15 protein-coding genes are annotated in these 13,992 nt (G+C 68.6%); 12 read left to right on the top strand and 3 right to left on the bottom strand.

What is annotated here, in order from left to right; all coding sequences use genetic code 11:
* Window positions 1-133 precede the first annotated feature (133 nt).
* Complete coding sequence (gene xseA, locus ASC91_RS14250) at window positions 134-1,435, top strand: exodeoxyribonuclease VII large subunit (protein WP_056199569.1); 1,302 nt, start codon at window positions 134-136, stop codon at window positions 1,433-1,435.
* Between the two features lie 57 nt (window positions 1,436-1,492).
* Window positions 1,493-2,080 carry a superoxide dismutase gene (locus ASC91_RS30330; RefSeq protein WP_056197793.1) on the top strand — a complete coding sequence of 196 codons (588 nt, stop codon included), beginning with the start codon at window positions 1,493-1,495 and terminating at the stop codon, window positions 2,078-2,080.
* A 197-nt stretch (window positions 2,081-2,277) separates the two neighbouring features.
* Here ASC91_RS30330 and ASC91_RS14240 read toward each other — a convergent pair whose 3' ends face one another.
* Entirely contained in the window at window positions 2,278-3,492 is a 1,215-nt protein-coding gene (locus ASC91_RS14240) for a polyhydroxyalkanoate depolymerase (RefSeq protein WP_056197792.1), read from the bottom strand.
* Between the two features lie 103 nt (window positions 3,493-3,595).
* Here ASC91_RS14240 and ASC91_RS14235 point away from each other — a divergent pair, with 103 nt between their 5' ends.
* A complete protein-coding gene (locus ASC91_RS14235) occupies window positions 3,596-4,333 on the top strand; it encodes a glutathione S-transferase family protein (RefSeq protein WP_082532680.1) in 738 nt (245 codons plus the stop codon).
* Here ASC91_RS14235 and ASC91_RS14230 read toward each other — a convergent pair.
* The gene (locus ASC91_RS14230; protein WP_056197790.1) at window positions 4,330-4,782 is read right to left on the bottom strand and encodes a cupin domain-containing protein; all 453 of its coding nucleotides are present in this window, start codon (window positions 4,780-4,782) and stop codon (window positions 4,330-4,332) included. The two genes, ASC91_RS14235 and ASC91_RS14230, sit on opposite strands and share 4 nt — an antisense overlap.
* A gap of 109 nt (window positions 4,783-4,891) precedes the next feature.
* Here ASC91_RS14230 and ASC91_RS14225 point away from each other — a divergent pair, with 109 nt between their 5' ends.
* The 9 genes from ASC91_RS14225 (at window position 4,892) to ASC91_RS14185 (ending at window position 12,634) form a co-directional block, all read left to right on the top strand.
* Window positions 4,892-7,099 carry a cation-translocating P-type ATPase gene (locus ASC91_RS14225; RefSeq protein WP_157281624.1) on the top strand — a complete coding sequence of 736 codons (2,208 nt, stop codon included), beginning with the start codon at window positions 4,892-4,894 and terminating at the stop codon, window positions 7,097-7,099.
* Complete coding sequence (gene ccoS, locus ASC91_RS14220) at window positions 7,099-7,248, top strand: cbb3-type cytochrome oxidase assembly protein CcoS (RefSeq protein WP_056197788.1); 150 nt, start codon at window positions 7,099-7,101, stop codon at window positions 7,246-7,248. Before ASC91_RS14225 ends, ccoS begins: the two co-directional genes overlap by 1 nt.
* Window positions 7,249-7,294: 46 nt before the next feature.
* Window positions 7,295-8,743 (top strand): cytochrome-c oxidase, cbb3-type subunit I, encoded by a 1,449-nt coding sequence (gene ccoN, locus ASC91_RS14215; RefSeq protein ID WP_056197786.1) that lies wholly within the window; start codon window positions 7,295-7,297, stop codon window positions 8,741-8,743.
* Window positions 8,744-8,913: 170 nt separating this feature from the next.
* A complete protein-coding gene (ccoO, locus tag ASC91_RS14210; protein WP_056197785.1) occupies window positions 8,914-9,537 on the top strand; it encodes a cytochrome-c oxidase, cbb3-type subunit II in 624 nt (207 codons plus the stop codon).
* A gap of 12 nt (window positions 9,538-9,549) precedes the next feature.
* Complete coding sequence (locus ASC91_RS29440; RefSeq protein WP_056197782.1) at window positions 9,550-9,681, top strand: cbb3-type cytochrome c oxidase subunit 3; 132 nt, start codon at window positions 9,550-9,552, stop codon at window positions 9,679-9,681.
* Complete coding sequence (gene ccoP, locus ASC91_RS14200) at window positions 9,678-10,595, top strand: cytochrome-c oxidase, cbb3-type subunit III (protein WP_056197780.1); 918 nt, start codon at window positions 9,678-9,680, stop codon at window positions 10,593-10,595. The genes ASC91_RS29440 and ccoP overlap by 4 nt, the downstream gene beginning before the upstream one ends.
* A 5-nt stretch (window positions 10,596-10,600) precedes the next feature.
* Entirely contained in the window at window positions 10,601-12,064 is a 1,464-nt protein-coding gene (ccoG, locus tag ASC91_RS14195; RefSeq protein ID WP_056197778.1) for a cytochrome c oxidase accessory protein CcoG, read from the top strand.
* A 16-nt stretch (window positions 12,065-12,080) separates the two neighbouring features.
* The gene (locus ASC91_RS14190; protein ID WP_056197775.1) at window positions 12,081-12,344 is read left to right on the top strand and encodes a hypothetical protein; all 264 of its coding nucleotides are present in this window, start codon (window positions 12,081-12,083) and stop codon (window positions 12,342-12,344) included.
* Window positions 12,341-12,634: a hypothetical protein gene (locus ASC91_RS14185; protein ID WP_082532679.1), complete on the top strand. Its 294-nt coding sequence runs from the start codon at window positions 12,341-12,343 to the stop codon at window positions 12,632-12,634. The genes ASC91_RS14190 and ASC91_RS14185 overlap by 4 nt, the downstream gene beginning before the upstream one ends.
* Here ASC91_RS14185 and ASC91_RS14180 read toward each other — a convergent pair.
* Entirely contained in the window at window positions 12,576-13,934 is a 1,359-nt protein-coding gene (locus ASC91_RS14180; protein WP_157281622.1) for an NAD(P)/FAD-dependent oxidoreductase, read from the bottom strand. The two genes, ASC91_RS14185 and ASC91_RS14180, sit on opposite strands and share 59 nt — an antisense overlap.
* Window positions 13,935-13,992: the final 58 nt, after the last annotated feature.

Below are 13,992 nucleotides of genomic sequence, written 5' to 3'. Positions count from 1 at the left end.
AATTCGAATTGAAAAACAAGGCCTTATGTGCTCATGACAGCTCTGTGACGGGCGAAATGAGCCGAAATTGCCCGCCAGCCCAGTATTGGCGCGGCTGTGGACTTCCCGGCCCGCGCCGGCATTGGGTTTGCGCGTGATTGAGCCCCGCGAAGCCGCTTCAAATCGTCGTGTCTGGGGCGTGGCTGGTTTGCTGGAGGCGGTGAGCCAGAGCCTGGCTGAGCGCTTCTCGGTCGTCGCCGTTGGCGGCGAGATCACTGGCTTCACGCGCGCCGCCAGCGGCCACTGCTATTTCGGACTGAAGGACGCCGACGGCCAGGCCGCCAGCCTGCGCTGCGCGATGTTCCGCCGCGCCGCCGCCATGCTGGACTTTGCGCCGGCCGAAGGCGTGCTGGTCGAGGTGCGCGGCCGCGTCGCTGTCTACGAGCCGCGCGGCGAGCTGCAGTTCGTCGTCGAGGCCATGCGCCGTGCCGGTGCCGGCACGCTGTACGAGCAGTTCCTCGCGCTGCGGGCGCGGCTGACGGCCGAGGGCCTGTTCGATGCCGACACCAAGCGCGCGCTGCCCACCCACCCGCGCCGCATCGGCGTCATCACGTCGACGGCCGGTGCAGCCCTGCACGATGTGCTGACGGCGCTGGCGCGGCGAGCGCCCCAGGTCGAGGTGCTGGTCTACCCGAGTCCGGTGCAGGGCGTCGAAGCGCCGCCGGCGCTGGTCGAAGCGCTGAGGCGCGCCAACGAGCGGGCCGAGGTCGACGTGCTGCTGCTGGTGCGCGGCGGCGGCTCGCTGGAGGACCTGTGGGCCTTCAATGACGAACGCGTCGTCCGCGCGGTGGCCAATTCGGCCCTGCCCATCGTCTGCGGCGTCGGCCACGAGACCGACGTGACACTGTGCGACCTGGCCGCCGACCTGCGCGCGCCCACGCCCACGGCCGCCGCCGAGCTGGCGGCGCCGTCGCGCGCCAGCCTGCTGCAGCACCTCGGTGCGCTGGAGCGCAGCCTGACCCTGCGCATCGACCACCGCCTGCAGACCCTCGCCCAGCGCCTGGATCGACTCGCGCTGCGCCTGTCCCGCCCCAGTGACGTGCTGGCCCGCCAACGGCGCCTGCTGGATCTGCTGGCCCAGCGTGCCGGCGCGGCGCCACGCCGGCGCGTCGAGTTGCAAGGCCAGCGGCTGACCCACCTGGAGCAGCGCCATGAACGCGCGCACCACGAGATCCTGGCGCGCCAGCACACCCGGCTGGACGCGCTGCAGGCCCGGCTGCAGGCCCTGGACCCGCAGCATGTGCTGGCGCGCGGCTACGCCTGGCTGGACGACGGCGCCGGCGGCGCGGTGACGTCCGTGCATGCCTTGCTGCCCGGCGCCGAGGTGCGCGCGGTGCTGGCCGACGGCAGCCTCGACTTGCGCGTTCTGGGGGTACAGCCTTCGCCGCAGGGGTGATTGGCTCTCCCTACAATCTTTGCGTTTCCCTTCCCCCCAACACCTGAGGACTCCACGATGGAACACACGCTGCCCCCGCTGCCTTACCCGATCGACTCGCTGGCCCCGCACTACAGCAAGGAAACGCTGGAGTTCCACCACGGCAAGCACCACAACGCTTACGTCGTGAACCTCAACAACCTGCAAAAGGGCACCGAGTACGAAGCCCTGACGCTGGAAGAGATCATCAAGAAGGCACCGAACCCGGGTCCGATCTACAACAACGCCGCCCAGATCTGGAACCACACCTTCTTCTGGAACTGCATGAAGCCGCAAGGTGGCGGCGAGCCCAGCAGCGCGCTGGCCGACGCCATCAACGCCAAGTGGGGCAGCTATGCCGCCTTCAAGGAAGCCTTCGTCAAGAGCGCCGTTGGCAACTTCGGCTCGGGCTGGACGTGGCTGGTGAAGAAGGCCGACGGCTCTGTCGACATCGTCAACACCGGCGCCGCCGGCACGCCGCTGACCGGCGCTGACAAGGCGCTGCTGACCGTCGACGTGTGGGAACACGCCTACTACATCGACTACCGCAACCTGCGCCCCAAGTTCGTCGAGACCTTCCTGAGCAATCTCGTGAACTGGCAGTTCGCTGAAGCCAACTTCGCCTGAGCGATTCGCCCCGAACAAAGGCCGGCCGATGCCGGCCTTTTTCGTTGGTTCGGCCTTTCGGGCCGAGCGCTGGGCCGCTCCCGAGCCGGCCCGCGTTGGCGATGTGCTCTCGGCTCGATGCCGAGAGCATCGCCGTCCCCTCGGGGGACCGACCAGATGCGCTCGCGTTCAGCGACGCGCAACTGGGCGAGGGGCGCCTATTGCGACACCTGAATGACGTGCCGCACCAGCGGATAGACCTGGTGCTGCCAGCGCCGCCCGCTGAACACGCCGTAGTGGCCGACGTTGGGCTGGATGTAGTGGGTGCGCATATAGGCGCGCAGGCTGCTGGCGAGGTCCTGGGCGGCCAGCGTCTGGCCGACAGCGCAGATGTCGTCGCGCTCACCCTCCACGGTCAGCAAAGCGGTGCGGCGGATGGCCGCCGGGTTCACACGCCGGCCCCTGAAGAACATCTCGCCGCGTGGCAGGTCGTAGGTCTGGAAGACGCGCTCCACTGTTTCCAGGTAGAAGTCGGCCGCGAGGTCGGCCACGGCCAGGTATTCCTCGTAGAACACGCGCGTGACCTCGGCCTTGTCGAACTCATCGGCGACGAGGTGCTTGTAGTAGTCCTTGAAGGCGTTGGTGTGCCTGTCCTTGTTCATGCTCATGAAGGCCGACAGCTGCACGAAGCCCGGGTAGACGCGCCGCCCCGCGCCCGCGTGCTGCCAGGGCACATGGCTGATCAGGTTCTTCTTGAACCACGAGATGGGCTTGCTGGTGGCAAGTTCGTTGACGGCGGTGGGGCTGACGCGGCAATCGATGGGGCCGGCCATCAGCGTCAGGCTGGCTGGCGTGGCAGGGTGGTCGTCCTCGGCCATCAGCGCCACGGCCGCCAGTGCGCTGACACAGGGCTGGCAGACGGCCACCACGTGGGCCTGCGGGCCGATGGCGGCCAGGAAGTCGATCAAGTGGCCGGTGTACTCGTCCAGCCCGAAGCGGCCGGCCACCAGCGGCACGTCGCGCACGTTGTGCCAGTCGGTGATGTAGACATCATGGTCCTGCAGTAGCGTGCGCACCGTCTCGCGCAGCAGCGTGGCGAAGTGGCCCGACATCGGCGCCACCACCATCACTTTGGGTTGCTCAGGCGCGCCTTCCTTGCGAAAGCGCAGCAGCGTCGCAAAGGGCGTGGTCAGCGTGGCTTCTTCGGTGACAGGCCAGCGCTCGTCGCCGCTGACGATCTCACCAATGCGCCAGGGCGGGCGGGTGTGGGTGATCTGAGCCAGCTCGAAGACCTTGCCTGCCGCCGACCACTGGCGCGCTGGCAACCAGCTGGCGTCAGCAATGCCGGGCTGCTGCAGGAAGGGAATCGACATGCGCGTGGCCATGCGCAGCGGCCACAGCAGATCGGTATGGGCCTGGTAGGCGGGGTACATGGTTGCTCCTGCAAGGCCGGTGATGCCAGGAGCGACGCAAGGAGCGCGCCAGCATGGCATGGGCCTTGCGTCGATGGGGTGCCCAGACCGAGAAGGAGACGCCATGCCTGTTGCCACGCCGACCCGCCCCGCCGCCAAGGCGGTGAAAACCGCTCCAGCACCGGCGCGAAAATCCAAGGCCGCGACACCCGCGGCCACGCTGACGCTGAGCAGCAAGAACTACTCCTCGTGGTCGCTGCGCGGCTGGCTGCTGACGCGCTTCGCCGGCCTGGCCTTCGATGAGATCATGGTCTCGCCCGACGATGAGGATGCGCGCAAGGAACTGCTGCTGCTGGCGCCCTCCATCCGCGTGCCCTGCCTGCGGCATGACGGCGTGACGGTCTGGAACAACATGGCCATTGCCGAGTATCTGAACGAGCTTTTCCCCAAAGCCGGCCTGTGGCCCGCGGACCGCGTCGCGCGGGCCCATGCGCGGGCCATCTGCGGCGAGATGAACTCCGGCTTTGCCAATTTGCGCGCGTCGCTGCCCATGAACCTCAAGGGCCACTTTCCGCGCCACAAGATCTGGGCCGGGGCCAAGCCCGACATTGAGCGCATCACCGAGATCTGGACCGACTGCCTGGCGCGCTACGGCGGCCCCTATCTGTTTGGTGCCAAGCGCGGTGCGGCCGACGCCTTCTTTGCGCCGGTCGTCACGCGCTTCATGACCTATGACGTGCCGTTGAATCCCGCCTGCATGGCCTATTGCAAGGCCATCAGCGCCATGCCGGAGCTCAAGGAGTGGACGGCCGCGGCCCGGCTGGAGCCGGACGAGATCGAGCAGCTCGACATGGATTTCTAGGGCCAGGTCGAAGGCGCCGGCACTTCACAAGGCGCCGGCGCGTCCACCGTCTTGAAGTCCGCCGGCGAGACGATCTCCAGGTACTCCATGTCCGGCGAGTAGTCGAACAGGTAATGCACGATGCCGGGGCGCTGGTGCACGCAGTCGCCGGCCTCGACGAGCGTCACCTGGTCGCCGTACATGAACTTGGCCCAGCCCTTGGTCATCAGCACGATCTGGAACTCCGCCTCATGGCGGTGCCATCCCGTGCCCTTTTCAGGGGCCATGTTCGCCTTCACAAGGTGCGCGATGACCTTGCCCGCCGTGGCCTCGGCCACGCCCAGGTCGCGGTAGAGGAAGAAATCTCTCAGCCCGTCGGGGCGCCAGGGCGTGTCCCCGGGCTTGACATGGGAGAACTGTGTGGCGGACGCGTCGTTGGCGGCGTCCACGGGTATCGACAGATCCGACATGAGTGACCTCCTGAAGTGCTGCAGGCGGTGGAGCACACGCAATATGTGTTCCCGCAAAAGCTTGACCCAGGTCATGGGGGCGGCGGGGCGGGCCATCTAGATTGGCGGCGTGAGTGCACCCCCTCCCGGCTTGTGTGCGGCTGATGCCGACGCCCGCCTCCTCGCCCCCTTCACGACCTGGCCCGATGGCCCGGGCGGTGTGGCGCTGTCGCAATTCCAGGTGGCGGGCATGCATTGCGCGGCCTGCTCGGGGTTGATCGAAGCGGCGCTGCTGACGCTGCCAGGCGTGCGCGGTGCCAGTGTCAATCCGGCGTCGGCCCGGCTGGCCTTGCAGTGGTTGCCTTCACAGCTCACGCTCGCCGACGTGCTGGCCGCGCTGCAGGTGGCGGGCTACCGGGCCACGCCCGACGTCGCAGCGCCGGCGCGCGAGCTGCGCAGGCAGGAAAGGCGCCAGGCCCTGTGGCGGCTCTTTGTCGCCGCCTTCCTGATGATGCAGGTCATGATGATGGCGACGCCGGCCTACGTTGCCGCCCCGGGTGAGCTCAGCGCCGACCTGGACCGCCTGCTGCGCTGGGCCAGCTGGGTGCTGACGCTGCCTGTCATGGCCTTTTCGGCCGCCCCCTTCATGGTTGGCGCCTTGCGGCAACTGAGGGCAGGCCGGCTGGGCATGGATGTGCCGGTGGCGTTGGGCATCGCCGTCACCTTCGTGGCCAGCACCGGCGCCTTGTTCGACCCCGGCGGGCCTTTGGGCCACGAGGTCTACTTCGATTCGCTGACGATGTTCGTCGCGCTGCTGCTGCTGGCGCGCTGGTTCGAACTGGGGGCGCGGCATCGTGCGGCGGATGCGCTGGAAGCGGTCGCCGGTGCGATGCCAACGGCGGCCGAGCGGCTGCGTGATGACGGCAGCAGTGAACGCGTCGCGCCCGAGGCGCTGCGCGTGGGTGATCGCATCCGCGTCGCGGCCGGCGAGGCCTTCGCGGCCGACGGCCGTGTGCTGTCCGGCCAGGGCTGGGCCGACGAGGCCCTGCTGACGGGCGAATCCGCGCCGGTCGCCAAGACGGTGGGCGATGCGGTCGTGGCGGGCAGCATCAACCTCGACGGCTCGCTCATCGTCAGCGTGCTGCGCGTGGGTGCAGACACGACGGCGCAGGGCATCGTGCGATTGATGCAGCAGGCCCAGAGCCAGCGGCCTTTTGTCAACGGCGTGTTGGACCGCGTCGCCGCGGGCTTCACGGCGGTCGTGCTGCTGCTGGCGCTGCTGGCGGGCGTCGGCTGGTGGTGGCTGGATCCTTCACGCGCCATCGCAGTGGCCGTGGCCGTGCTGATCGTCACCTGCCCCTGCGCGCTGACCCTGGCCGCGCCTGCGGCCTGGCTCGCGGCCAGCGGCGCGCTTGCTCGGCGCGGGTTGCTGCTGACGGACCTGGCGGCGCTGGAACGGCTGTGCACCATCGACACCGTCGTCTTCGACAAGACCGGCACGCTCAGCGAGGACCGGCTGCAGCTGCGTCGCCACTGGGCCCAGGGCGCCGATGCCGACGCGCTGCTGAACGTCGCCCGCAGCCTGGCCGGGCTGTCGCGCCACCCGGTGGCGCAGGCGCTGGCCGACGGAAGTGCCGGCAGCTGGGCGGACGTGCGCGAAGTCGCCGGCCGCGGCGTGGAGGCGCGCGACGCGACCGGCCGGGTCTGGCGCCTGGGTGCGCCGGCCTGGGTCAGCGCGCGGCCCGATCCGGCTGCGCGGCTGGCGTTTGGCCCCGTGGGCTGCGGCGACTGCGTGCTGTGGCTGGACCTTGCCGAGGCACCACGCGCCGATGCAGCGGCAACGATCAAGGCCTTGCGCGCCCAGGGCAGGCGCGTGCGCCTGCTATCGGGCGACCAGCCGGCGGCGGTCGCGCGCATGGCGGCGTTGCTGGACATTGCCCACTGGCGCGCGGGCGCCACGCCCGAGTCCAAGCTTGCTGCTCTGCGTGACTGGCAGGCGCGCGGCGAGCGCGTGCTGATGGTCGGCGACGGCATCAACGACGCGCCGGTGCTGGCCGCGGCGGACGTGCGCATCGCCATGGGGCAGGGCGCCATGCTGGCGCGCGGTGCCGCAGATGCGCTGCTGGTGTCCAACCAGCTGATGGCCATCCCGCAGGCGCTCGCGCTGGCGCACAGGACGCGCCGCGTGCTGCGTCAGAACCTCGCCTGGGCGGCGCTCTACAACCTGGCCTGCGTGCCGCTGGCGCTGAGCGGCTGGCTGCCGCCGCTGGCGGCGGGCCTGGGCATGGCAGCGAGTTCGCTGTTCGTCGTGCTCAATGCCCAGAGATTGGCGCGCTGATGGACATCCTGTATCTCCTCATCCCCTTCTCGGTCGTGCTGGTGCTGCTCATCGTGGCGGTGTTCGGCTGGGCTGTGCACTCCGGGCAACTGGACGGCTTCGAACACGAGGCTGAACGCATCCTGCTTGACGAGGATCAAGGCGTCTAGGAGCCCCCGCGCGAAGAATCGTTTGCATCAGACTGAAGGAGTCGCGATGGCGAACGAAAAGGCGCTGGCCACCACTGGGGCGGTATACGAAGACGGACCGGTACGCGCATTTGCGCTGGCCGCCGTTCTGTGGGGCGTGGTGGGCATGCTGGTGGGCGTCATCATTGCGGCGCAACTGGCCTGGCCCGATCTCGGCGCAGGCATCCCCTGGTTGAGCTACGGGCGGCTGCGGCCCCTGCATACCAACGCGGTCATCTTCGCGTTCGGTGGCTGCGCACTGATGGCGACCAGCTACCACGTCGTGCAGCGCACCGGCCAGACCCGCCTGTTCGCGCCGGGCCTGGCGTGGTTTCACTTCTGGTGCTGGCAGCTGGTCATCGTGGCTGCGGCCATCACGCTGCCGCTGGGCTTCACACGCGGCAAGGAATATGCCGAGCTGGAATGGCCCATCGGCGTGCTGATCACCATTGCCTGGGTGTCCTACGCCATCGTGTTCTTCGGCACCGTGGGGCGCCGCAAGATCCGTCACATCTACGTGGCCAACTGGTTCTTCGGTGCCTTCATCCTCGCTGTGGCCCTGCTGCACCTCGTCAACGGCGCGGTGATCCCGGTCAGCTTCTGGAAAAGCTATTCGGCCTACGCCGGTGTGCAGGACGCCATGGTGCAGTGGTGGTACGGCCATAACGCGGTGGGCTTCTTCCTGACCGCGGGCTTCCTCGGGATGATGTATTACTACATCCCCAAGCAGGCCGAGCGCCCCGTCTACAGCTACCGCCTGTCCATCGTCCACTTCTGGGCGCTGATCTTCACTTATATGTGGGCGGGCCCCCACCACCTGCACTACACGGCGCTGCCGGACTGGGCGCAGAGCGTCGGCATGATCTTCAGCCTGGTGCTGCTGGCGCCGAGCTGGGGCGGCATGATCAACGGCGTCATGACGTTGTCGGGTGCCTGGCACAAGCTGCGTGACGACCCCATCCTGAAGTTCCTCATCGTCGCGCTGTCGTTCTACGGCATGTCGACCTTCGAGGGGCCGATGATGTCCATCAAGACCGTCAACGCGCTGTCGCACTACACCGATTGGACGGTGGGCCACGTGCACAGCGGGGCGCTGGGCTGGGTGGGCCTCATCTCGATGGGCTCGCTCTACCACCTGATCCCGCGCATGTTCGGCCGCACGCAGATGTACTCCAAGCGTGCCATCGAGTTGCACTTCTGGATCGCGACGCTGGGCATCGTGCTCTACATCGCCGCGATGTGGATCGCCGGCGTCATGCAGGGCCTGATGTGGCGCGCGGTCAACCCCGACGGCACGCTGGTCTACACCTTCGTCGAGAGCGTCAAGGCGACCTGGCCCTTCTACGTGATCCGTCTCAGCGGTGGCCTGCTCTACCTCGGCGGCATGCTGATCATGAGCTGGAACGTCATCAAGACCGTGCAGGCCGGCAATTCGCAGTCCGTGCGCATCCCGGTCCCCGCGCTGGCTCACGCCTGAACTGACATGCAGCCCCTCGTCCAACGAGTACGTTGGCCGGTCCCCCGCGGGGACGGCGATACCTGCCGGTTCGACCGGCAGGTACGTCGCCCAACGCGGGCCGGCTTGGGAGCGGCCCGGCGCTCGGCCCGCAAATTTCAAGCGCCGCTACACGCGGCGGAGCAAATGACATGAGCACACAAACTTCATCCGTCTCCGGCCACCAGCGCATCGAGACCAGCAACCTGCTGATGATCGTGCTGGTGCTGCTGACCGTGCTGGTTGGCGGCGTCGTCGAGATCGTGCCGCTGTTCTTCCAGCGCTCCACCACCGAGGCTGCGCCCGGCCTCAAGCCCTACACGGCGCTGCAGCTTGCCGGGCGCGACATCTATCTGCGCGAGGGTTGCTACAACTGCCACTCGCAGATGATCCGCCCGCTTGCCGCCGAGACGCTGCGTTATGGCAAGTACTCTACTGCGGGCGAGTTCGTCTACGACCACCCCTTCCAGTGGGGCAGCAAGCGCACCGGGCCCGACCTGCATCGCGTCGGCGCCAAGTACAGCGACGACTGGCATCGCATCCACCTGAACAACCCACGCGACCTGGTGCCCGAGTCCAACATGCCGGCCTACCCCTGGCTGGTAAATGCACCGGTGGACGCAGCCGGCATGCCGGCGCGCCTCGCGGCGATGCGCATGCTGGGCGTGCCCTACACCGAGGCGGAGGTGAAGGCCTCCTCCCAGGACGTGACGGGCAAGACCGAGCTCGACGCGCTGGTGGCCTATCTGCAGGTGCTTGGCACCGCGAACAAGTAAGGAGCCCGCACCATGGGCATCAACGAACTCCGTGTGGCCGTGACTCTCGTGTCGCTGGCCGTCTTCCTCGGCATCATCGCCTGGGCCTGGCGCGGCCGCTTCGACGACGCCGCCCGCCTGCCCCTCGAAGGAGATGAGCAATGAGCGACTTCTTCAACGGCGGCTGGTCCCTCTTCATCGCCATTGGCACCATTGGCGGCCTCATCTTCTGCGGCATTCTGCTCATCATCGCCAGCCGCCGCCAGGTGATGGCCTCGGACAACACGACGGGCCACGTCTGGGACGAGGACCTGCGCGAACTCAACAACCCGCTGCCGGCCTGGTGGATGGGCCTGTTCGTGCTGACCATCGTCTTCTCCGGCATCTACCTGGCGCTCTATCCAGGGCTGGGCAACCAGGCCGGCAAGCTGGGTTGGACGAGCCTGGGCGAGCACGCCAACGACCTGGCACAGGCGCGCGCCACCATGGCGCCGGTCTATGCCGCCTTCGCCGACAAGACCCCGGAGCAACTCGCCAAGGATCCCAAGGCCCACGCCATTGGCGAGCGGCTGTTCGCCAACAACTGCGCGCAGTGCCACGGCGCCGACGCCAAGGGTTCCAAGGGCTTCCCCAACCTGACCGACACCGACTGGCTGTGGGGCGGCTCGCCCGAAACCATCACCGAGACCATCACCAAGGGCCGCGAGGGCAACATGCCCGTGATGGCCCCGGCAGTGGGCGCGGCGGAGGATGTGCGCAACGTCGCCCACTACGTGCTGTCGCTGTCGGGCAGCCCGCACAACGCGCTCTACGCCCAGCTCGGCAAGCCCAAGTTCACCGCCTGCGCGGCCTGCCACGGCCCCGGCGGCCAGGGCAACCCGGCCCTGGGGGCGCCCAACCTGAGCGACAAGGTCTGGCTGCATGGCTGGGGTGAGGAAGCCGTCACGGCCATGGTCAACAACGGCAAGCACAACGTGATGCCGGCCCATGGCGAGCGGCTGACGCCCGAGCAGATCCGCGTGCTTGCGTCCTATGTCTGGGGTCTGTCGCAGTCGCAAGGCGTCATCGCTTCCCCCTGAGTCCCATGCCTGTTCCCTCCGCGCCCGGTCCGGGCGATGCCGTCCAAGTCATCCGCCTCTACAAGTCGGAGGACAAGATCCACCCGCGGTCGGTGGACGGCTTCTACGCCCGCTGGCGCTGGGCCATCGTCGCGCTGACCCAACTCGTGTTCTACGGCCTGCCCTGGCTCAGTTGGGGCGAGAGGCAGGCCGTGCTCTTCGACCTGGGCTCGCGGCGCTTCTACATCTTCGGCCTGGTGCTGTATCCGCAGGACTTCGTGTACCTCACGGGCTTGCTGATGATCTCGGCCTACGCGCTCTTCCTGTTCACCGCCGTGGCCGGGCGCCTGTGGTGCGGCTACGCCTGCCCACAGACGGTCTACACCGAGCTGTTCATGCTCATCGAGCGCTGGTTCGAGGGCGACCGCAACGCGCGGCTGCGGCTGCAAAAGGCGCCGTGGTCCTGGACCAAGCTCTGGCGCAAGGCGGGCAAGCAGTCCGCCTGGATCGCGCTGGGCCTGTGGACCGGCTTCACCTTCGTTGGCTACTTCACGCCCATCCAGACACTGGCGCGCGAGGTCCTCGCGTTCGGCATGGGACCGTGGGAAACCTTCTGGGTGCTGTTCTACGGCTTCGCCACCTACGGCAACGCCGGCTACATGCGCGAGCAGGTCTGCAAGTACATGTGCCCGTACGCGCGCTTCCAGAGCGCGATGTTCGACCGCGACACGCTGATCGTCAGCTATGACCCGGAGCGCGGCGAGCCGCGCGGCAAGAACGCGCAGCGCGGCAAGAAGGGCGAGGTGCGCAGCGCCGCCGCTCCCGTGGGGGACTGCATCGACTGCAACCTGTGCGTGCAGGTCTGCCCGACCGGCATCGACATCCGCGACGGCCTGCAGTACGAATGCATCGGCTGCGCGGCCTGCATCGACGTCTGCAACGGCGTCATGGACAAGATGGGCACCGAGCGTGGCCTCATCCGCTACGACACCGAGAACGGCCTGGAGCAGCGCCTGACGCGCGCGCAGCGCTGGCAGCATGTTTTGCGACCGCGCGTGCTGATCTACACCGCCGTGCTGCTCGTCATCTGCACGGCCCTGATGTGGAGCCTGCTGTCGCGGCACAGCTTCCGCGTCGACATCGTGCGCGACCGCGCTTCGATGGCCCGACTCGTCGAGGACGGCTGGATCGAAAACGTCTACCGCCTGCAGGTCATGAACGCGACCGAGTCGCCCCAGCGCTACCGCATCGAAGCCGAGGGCCTCCCCGGCCTGGCGCTGACCCAGGCCGCCACCGTGGACCTGGGCCCCGCCGAGGCGCGCTGGGTGGCGGTGGCCCTGCGCGTGCCGCCCGAGACGGCGCAGCAACTCAAGGCCGGCGCCCATCCCATGCGCTGGCGCATCAGCCGCTTCAGCCGCATCAGCGATGACACCGGTGGATCGGCCGCCGAGACCGTCGTCGAGAAGTCCACTTTCGTGCTGCCGCGCTGACGGCGAGGAGAACCCCATGTCCGCCCTGAATCCCTCCTCCGCCTGGCGCGAGCCCATGGTCTGGCTCGTGGTCGGGGGCCCGGCGATCGTCGTCGTTGCCAGTTTCTTCACGCTGGCGCTGGCCATCCGCCACCCCGACCCGCCGCTGGAGCTGCACCGCACCGCCCAGGCTGCCGATGCCACCGAGCCCGCCGACCTGCGCGCCCGTGCCGGTGATGCGGTACCGGCCCTGGTCGCCCGCAACCATGCCGCCACGGGCACGGCGGGCCTGAAGAGATGAACGGCGCCGCCGGCCCCACGCGCATCAAGCGCTTTGCGATGGCCGTGGCCTGGTCGTCCTTCCTTGCGGCTGGCGTGCTGGAGGCCCTGGTGTTCGCCGTCGTCGACCCGGCCGACCTGCGCTGGTTTGGCACTGCGCCCGTGCAGTTGTCGACCCAGGCCGTCTACACCCTCAGCTTCCTGATCTTCTGGGCCGTCATCGCCTTTGGCGCCAGCCTGGCGCTGCTGCTGATCAGCCTGCCCGGCGACGAGGACAAGCCTGGGCGTCACGCGCCGGGCTGGCCTCGCTGAGCCCGGCGCCTGCCACCACGCGTGCGTTGCGGTCATGCGTCCAGTAGGCCCAGGCCCAGTCCACCAGCACGACGAAGCGGTTGCGGAAGCCGATCAGGAAATAGACGTGGGCGAACAGCCAGAACAGCCAGGCGGGCAGGCCCGAGAAGCGCAGCGACCCGGCCGGCGTGCCCAGGTCGACGACGGCGCTGTGGCGGCCGATGGTGGCGAGGTTGCCGTAGTCGCGGTAGCGAAAGGCCTGCGTCGCCTCGCCGCGCAGCCGGCGCTGGATGTTGGCGGCGGCGTGCCGGCCCATCTGCTTGGCGCCGGGTGACACGCCGGGCACGGGCTTCGGAGGCTGGCCGGGTGCGTGGCTCTGCGCGGCGGCGAGGTCGCCGATGACCTGGATGTTGGCCTGGCCCTTCACGCTCAGGTCGGGCTCGACGACCACACGGCCGGCGCGGTCCAGCGTGCAGCCGGTTGCATCGGCCAGCGCACGGCCCAGGGGCGAGGCCGCCACGCCGGCGGCCCAGACGACGCAGCGGCTGTGCAGGCGCTCCGGGCCGGTTGGCGTCGTGATGTCCAGCCCCTCGGCGTCGATACCGGTCACACGGGCGTTCAGGCGCACGTCCACGCCGAGCGCGCCCAGTTGCTCGCGGGCGCGTTCGCTCAAGCTCTCGGGCATGGCCTGCAGCACACGCGGGCTGCCCTCCACCAGCAGCACGCGCGCCTGTCGTGGGTCGATGCGGCGGAATTCACCGGGCAGGGTGTGGCGGGCGATCTCGGCGAAGGTGCCGGCCAGTTCGACCCCGGTCGGCCCGCCGCCGACAACGACGAACTGCAGCAGGGCGGCGCGCTGGGCGGGATCGTCCTCGCCATTTGCTTCACGTTCGGCGGCCTCGAAGGCCAGCAGCACGCGGCGGCGAATCTCGAAGGCGTCGCTCAGCGTCTTCAGCCCCGGCGCGTGCTCGGCCCAGTCATCGCGGCCGAAATAGCTGTGCGTGGCGCCAGCGGCGACGATGAGGTGGTCCCAGCGCAGCGTGGCGCCATCCTTCAGCGTGGCGGTTCGCGCGGTGGCGTCGATGGCGACGATCTCGCCCATCAGCGTCGTCACATTGCGCTGGCCGCGGAAGAGGTGGCGGATGGGCGCCGCAATCGACGGCGCCGACAGGCCCGCCGTGGCCACCTGGTAGAGCAGGGGCTGGAAGAGGTGGTGGTTGGTCTTGTCGACGAGGGTGATGTCGACGTCGGTGGTGCGCAGGGCGCGCGCCGCCTCCAGGCCGCCGAAGCCGCAGCCAATGATCAGGACTTGAGGACGCATGGACAGCCATCCTACGCTCGGTTTGTTGCGCCGCAGCATGGCTGTTTTTCAAATGGCG

The sequence above is a fragment of the Pelomonas sp. Root1237 genome (assembly GCF_001425055.1).
GTDB lineage: Bacteria > Pseudomonadota > Gammaproteobacteria > Burkholderiales > Burkholderiaceae_C > Pelomonas.
The sequence above is the reverse complement of the archived record's forward strand: the minus strand, read 5'-3'. Positions and strand labels throughout refer to the sequence as shown.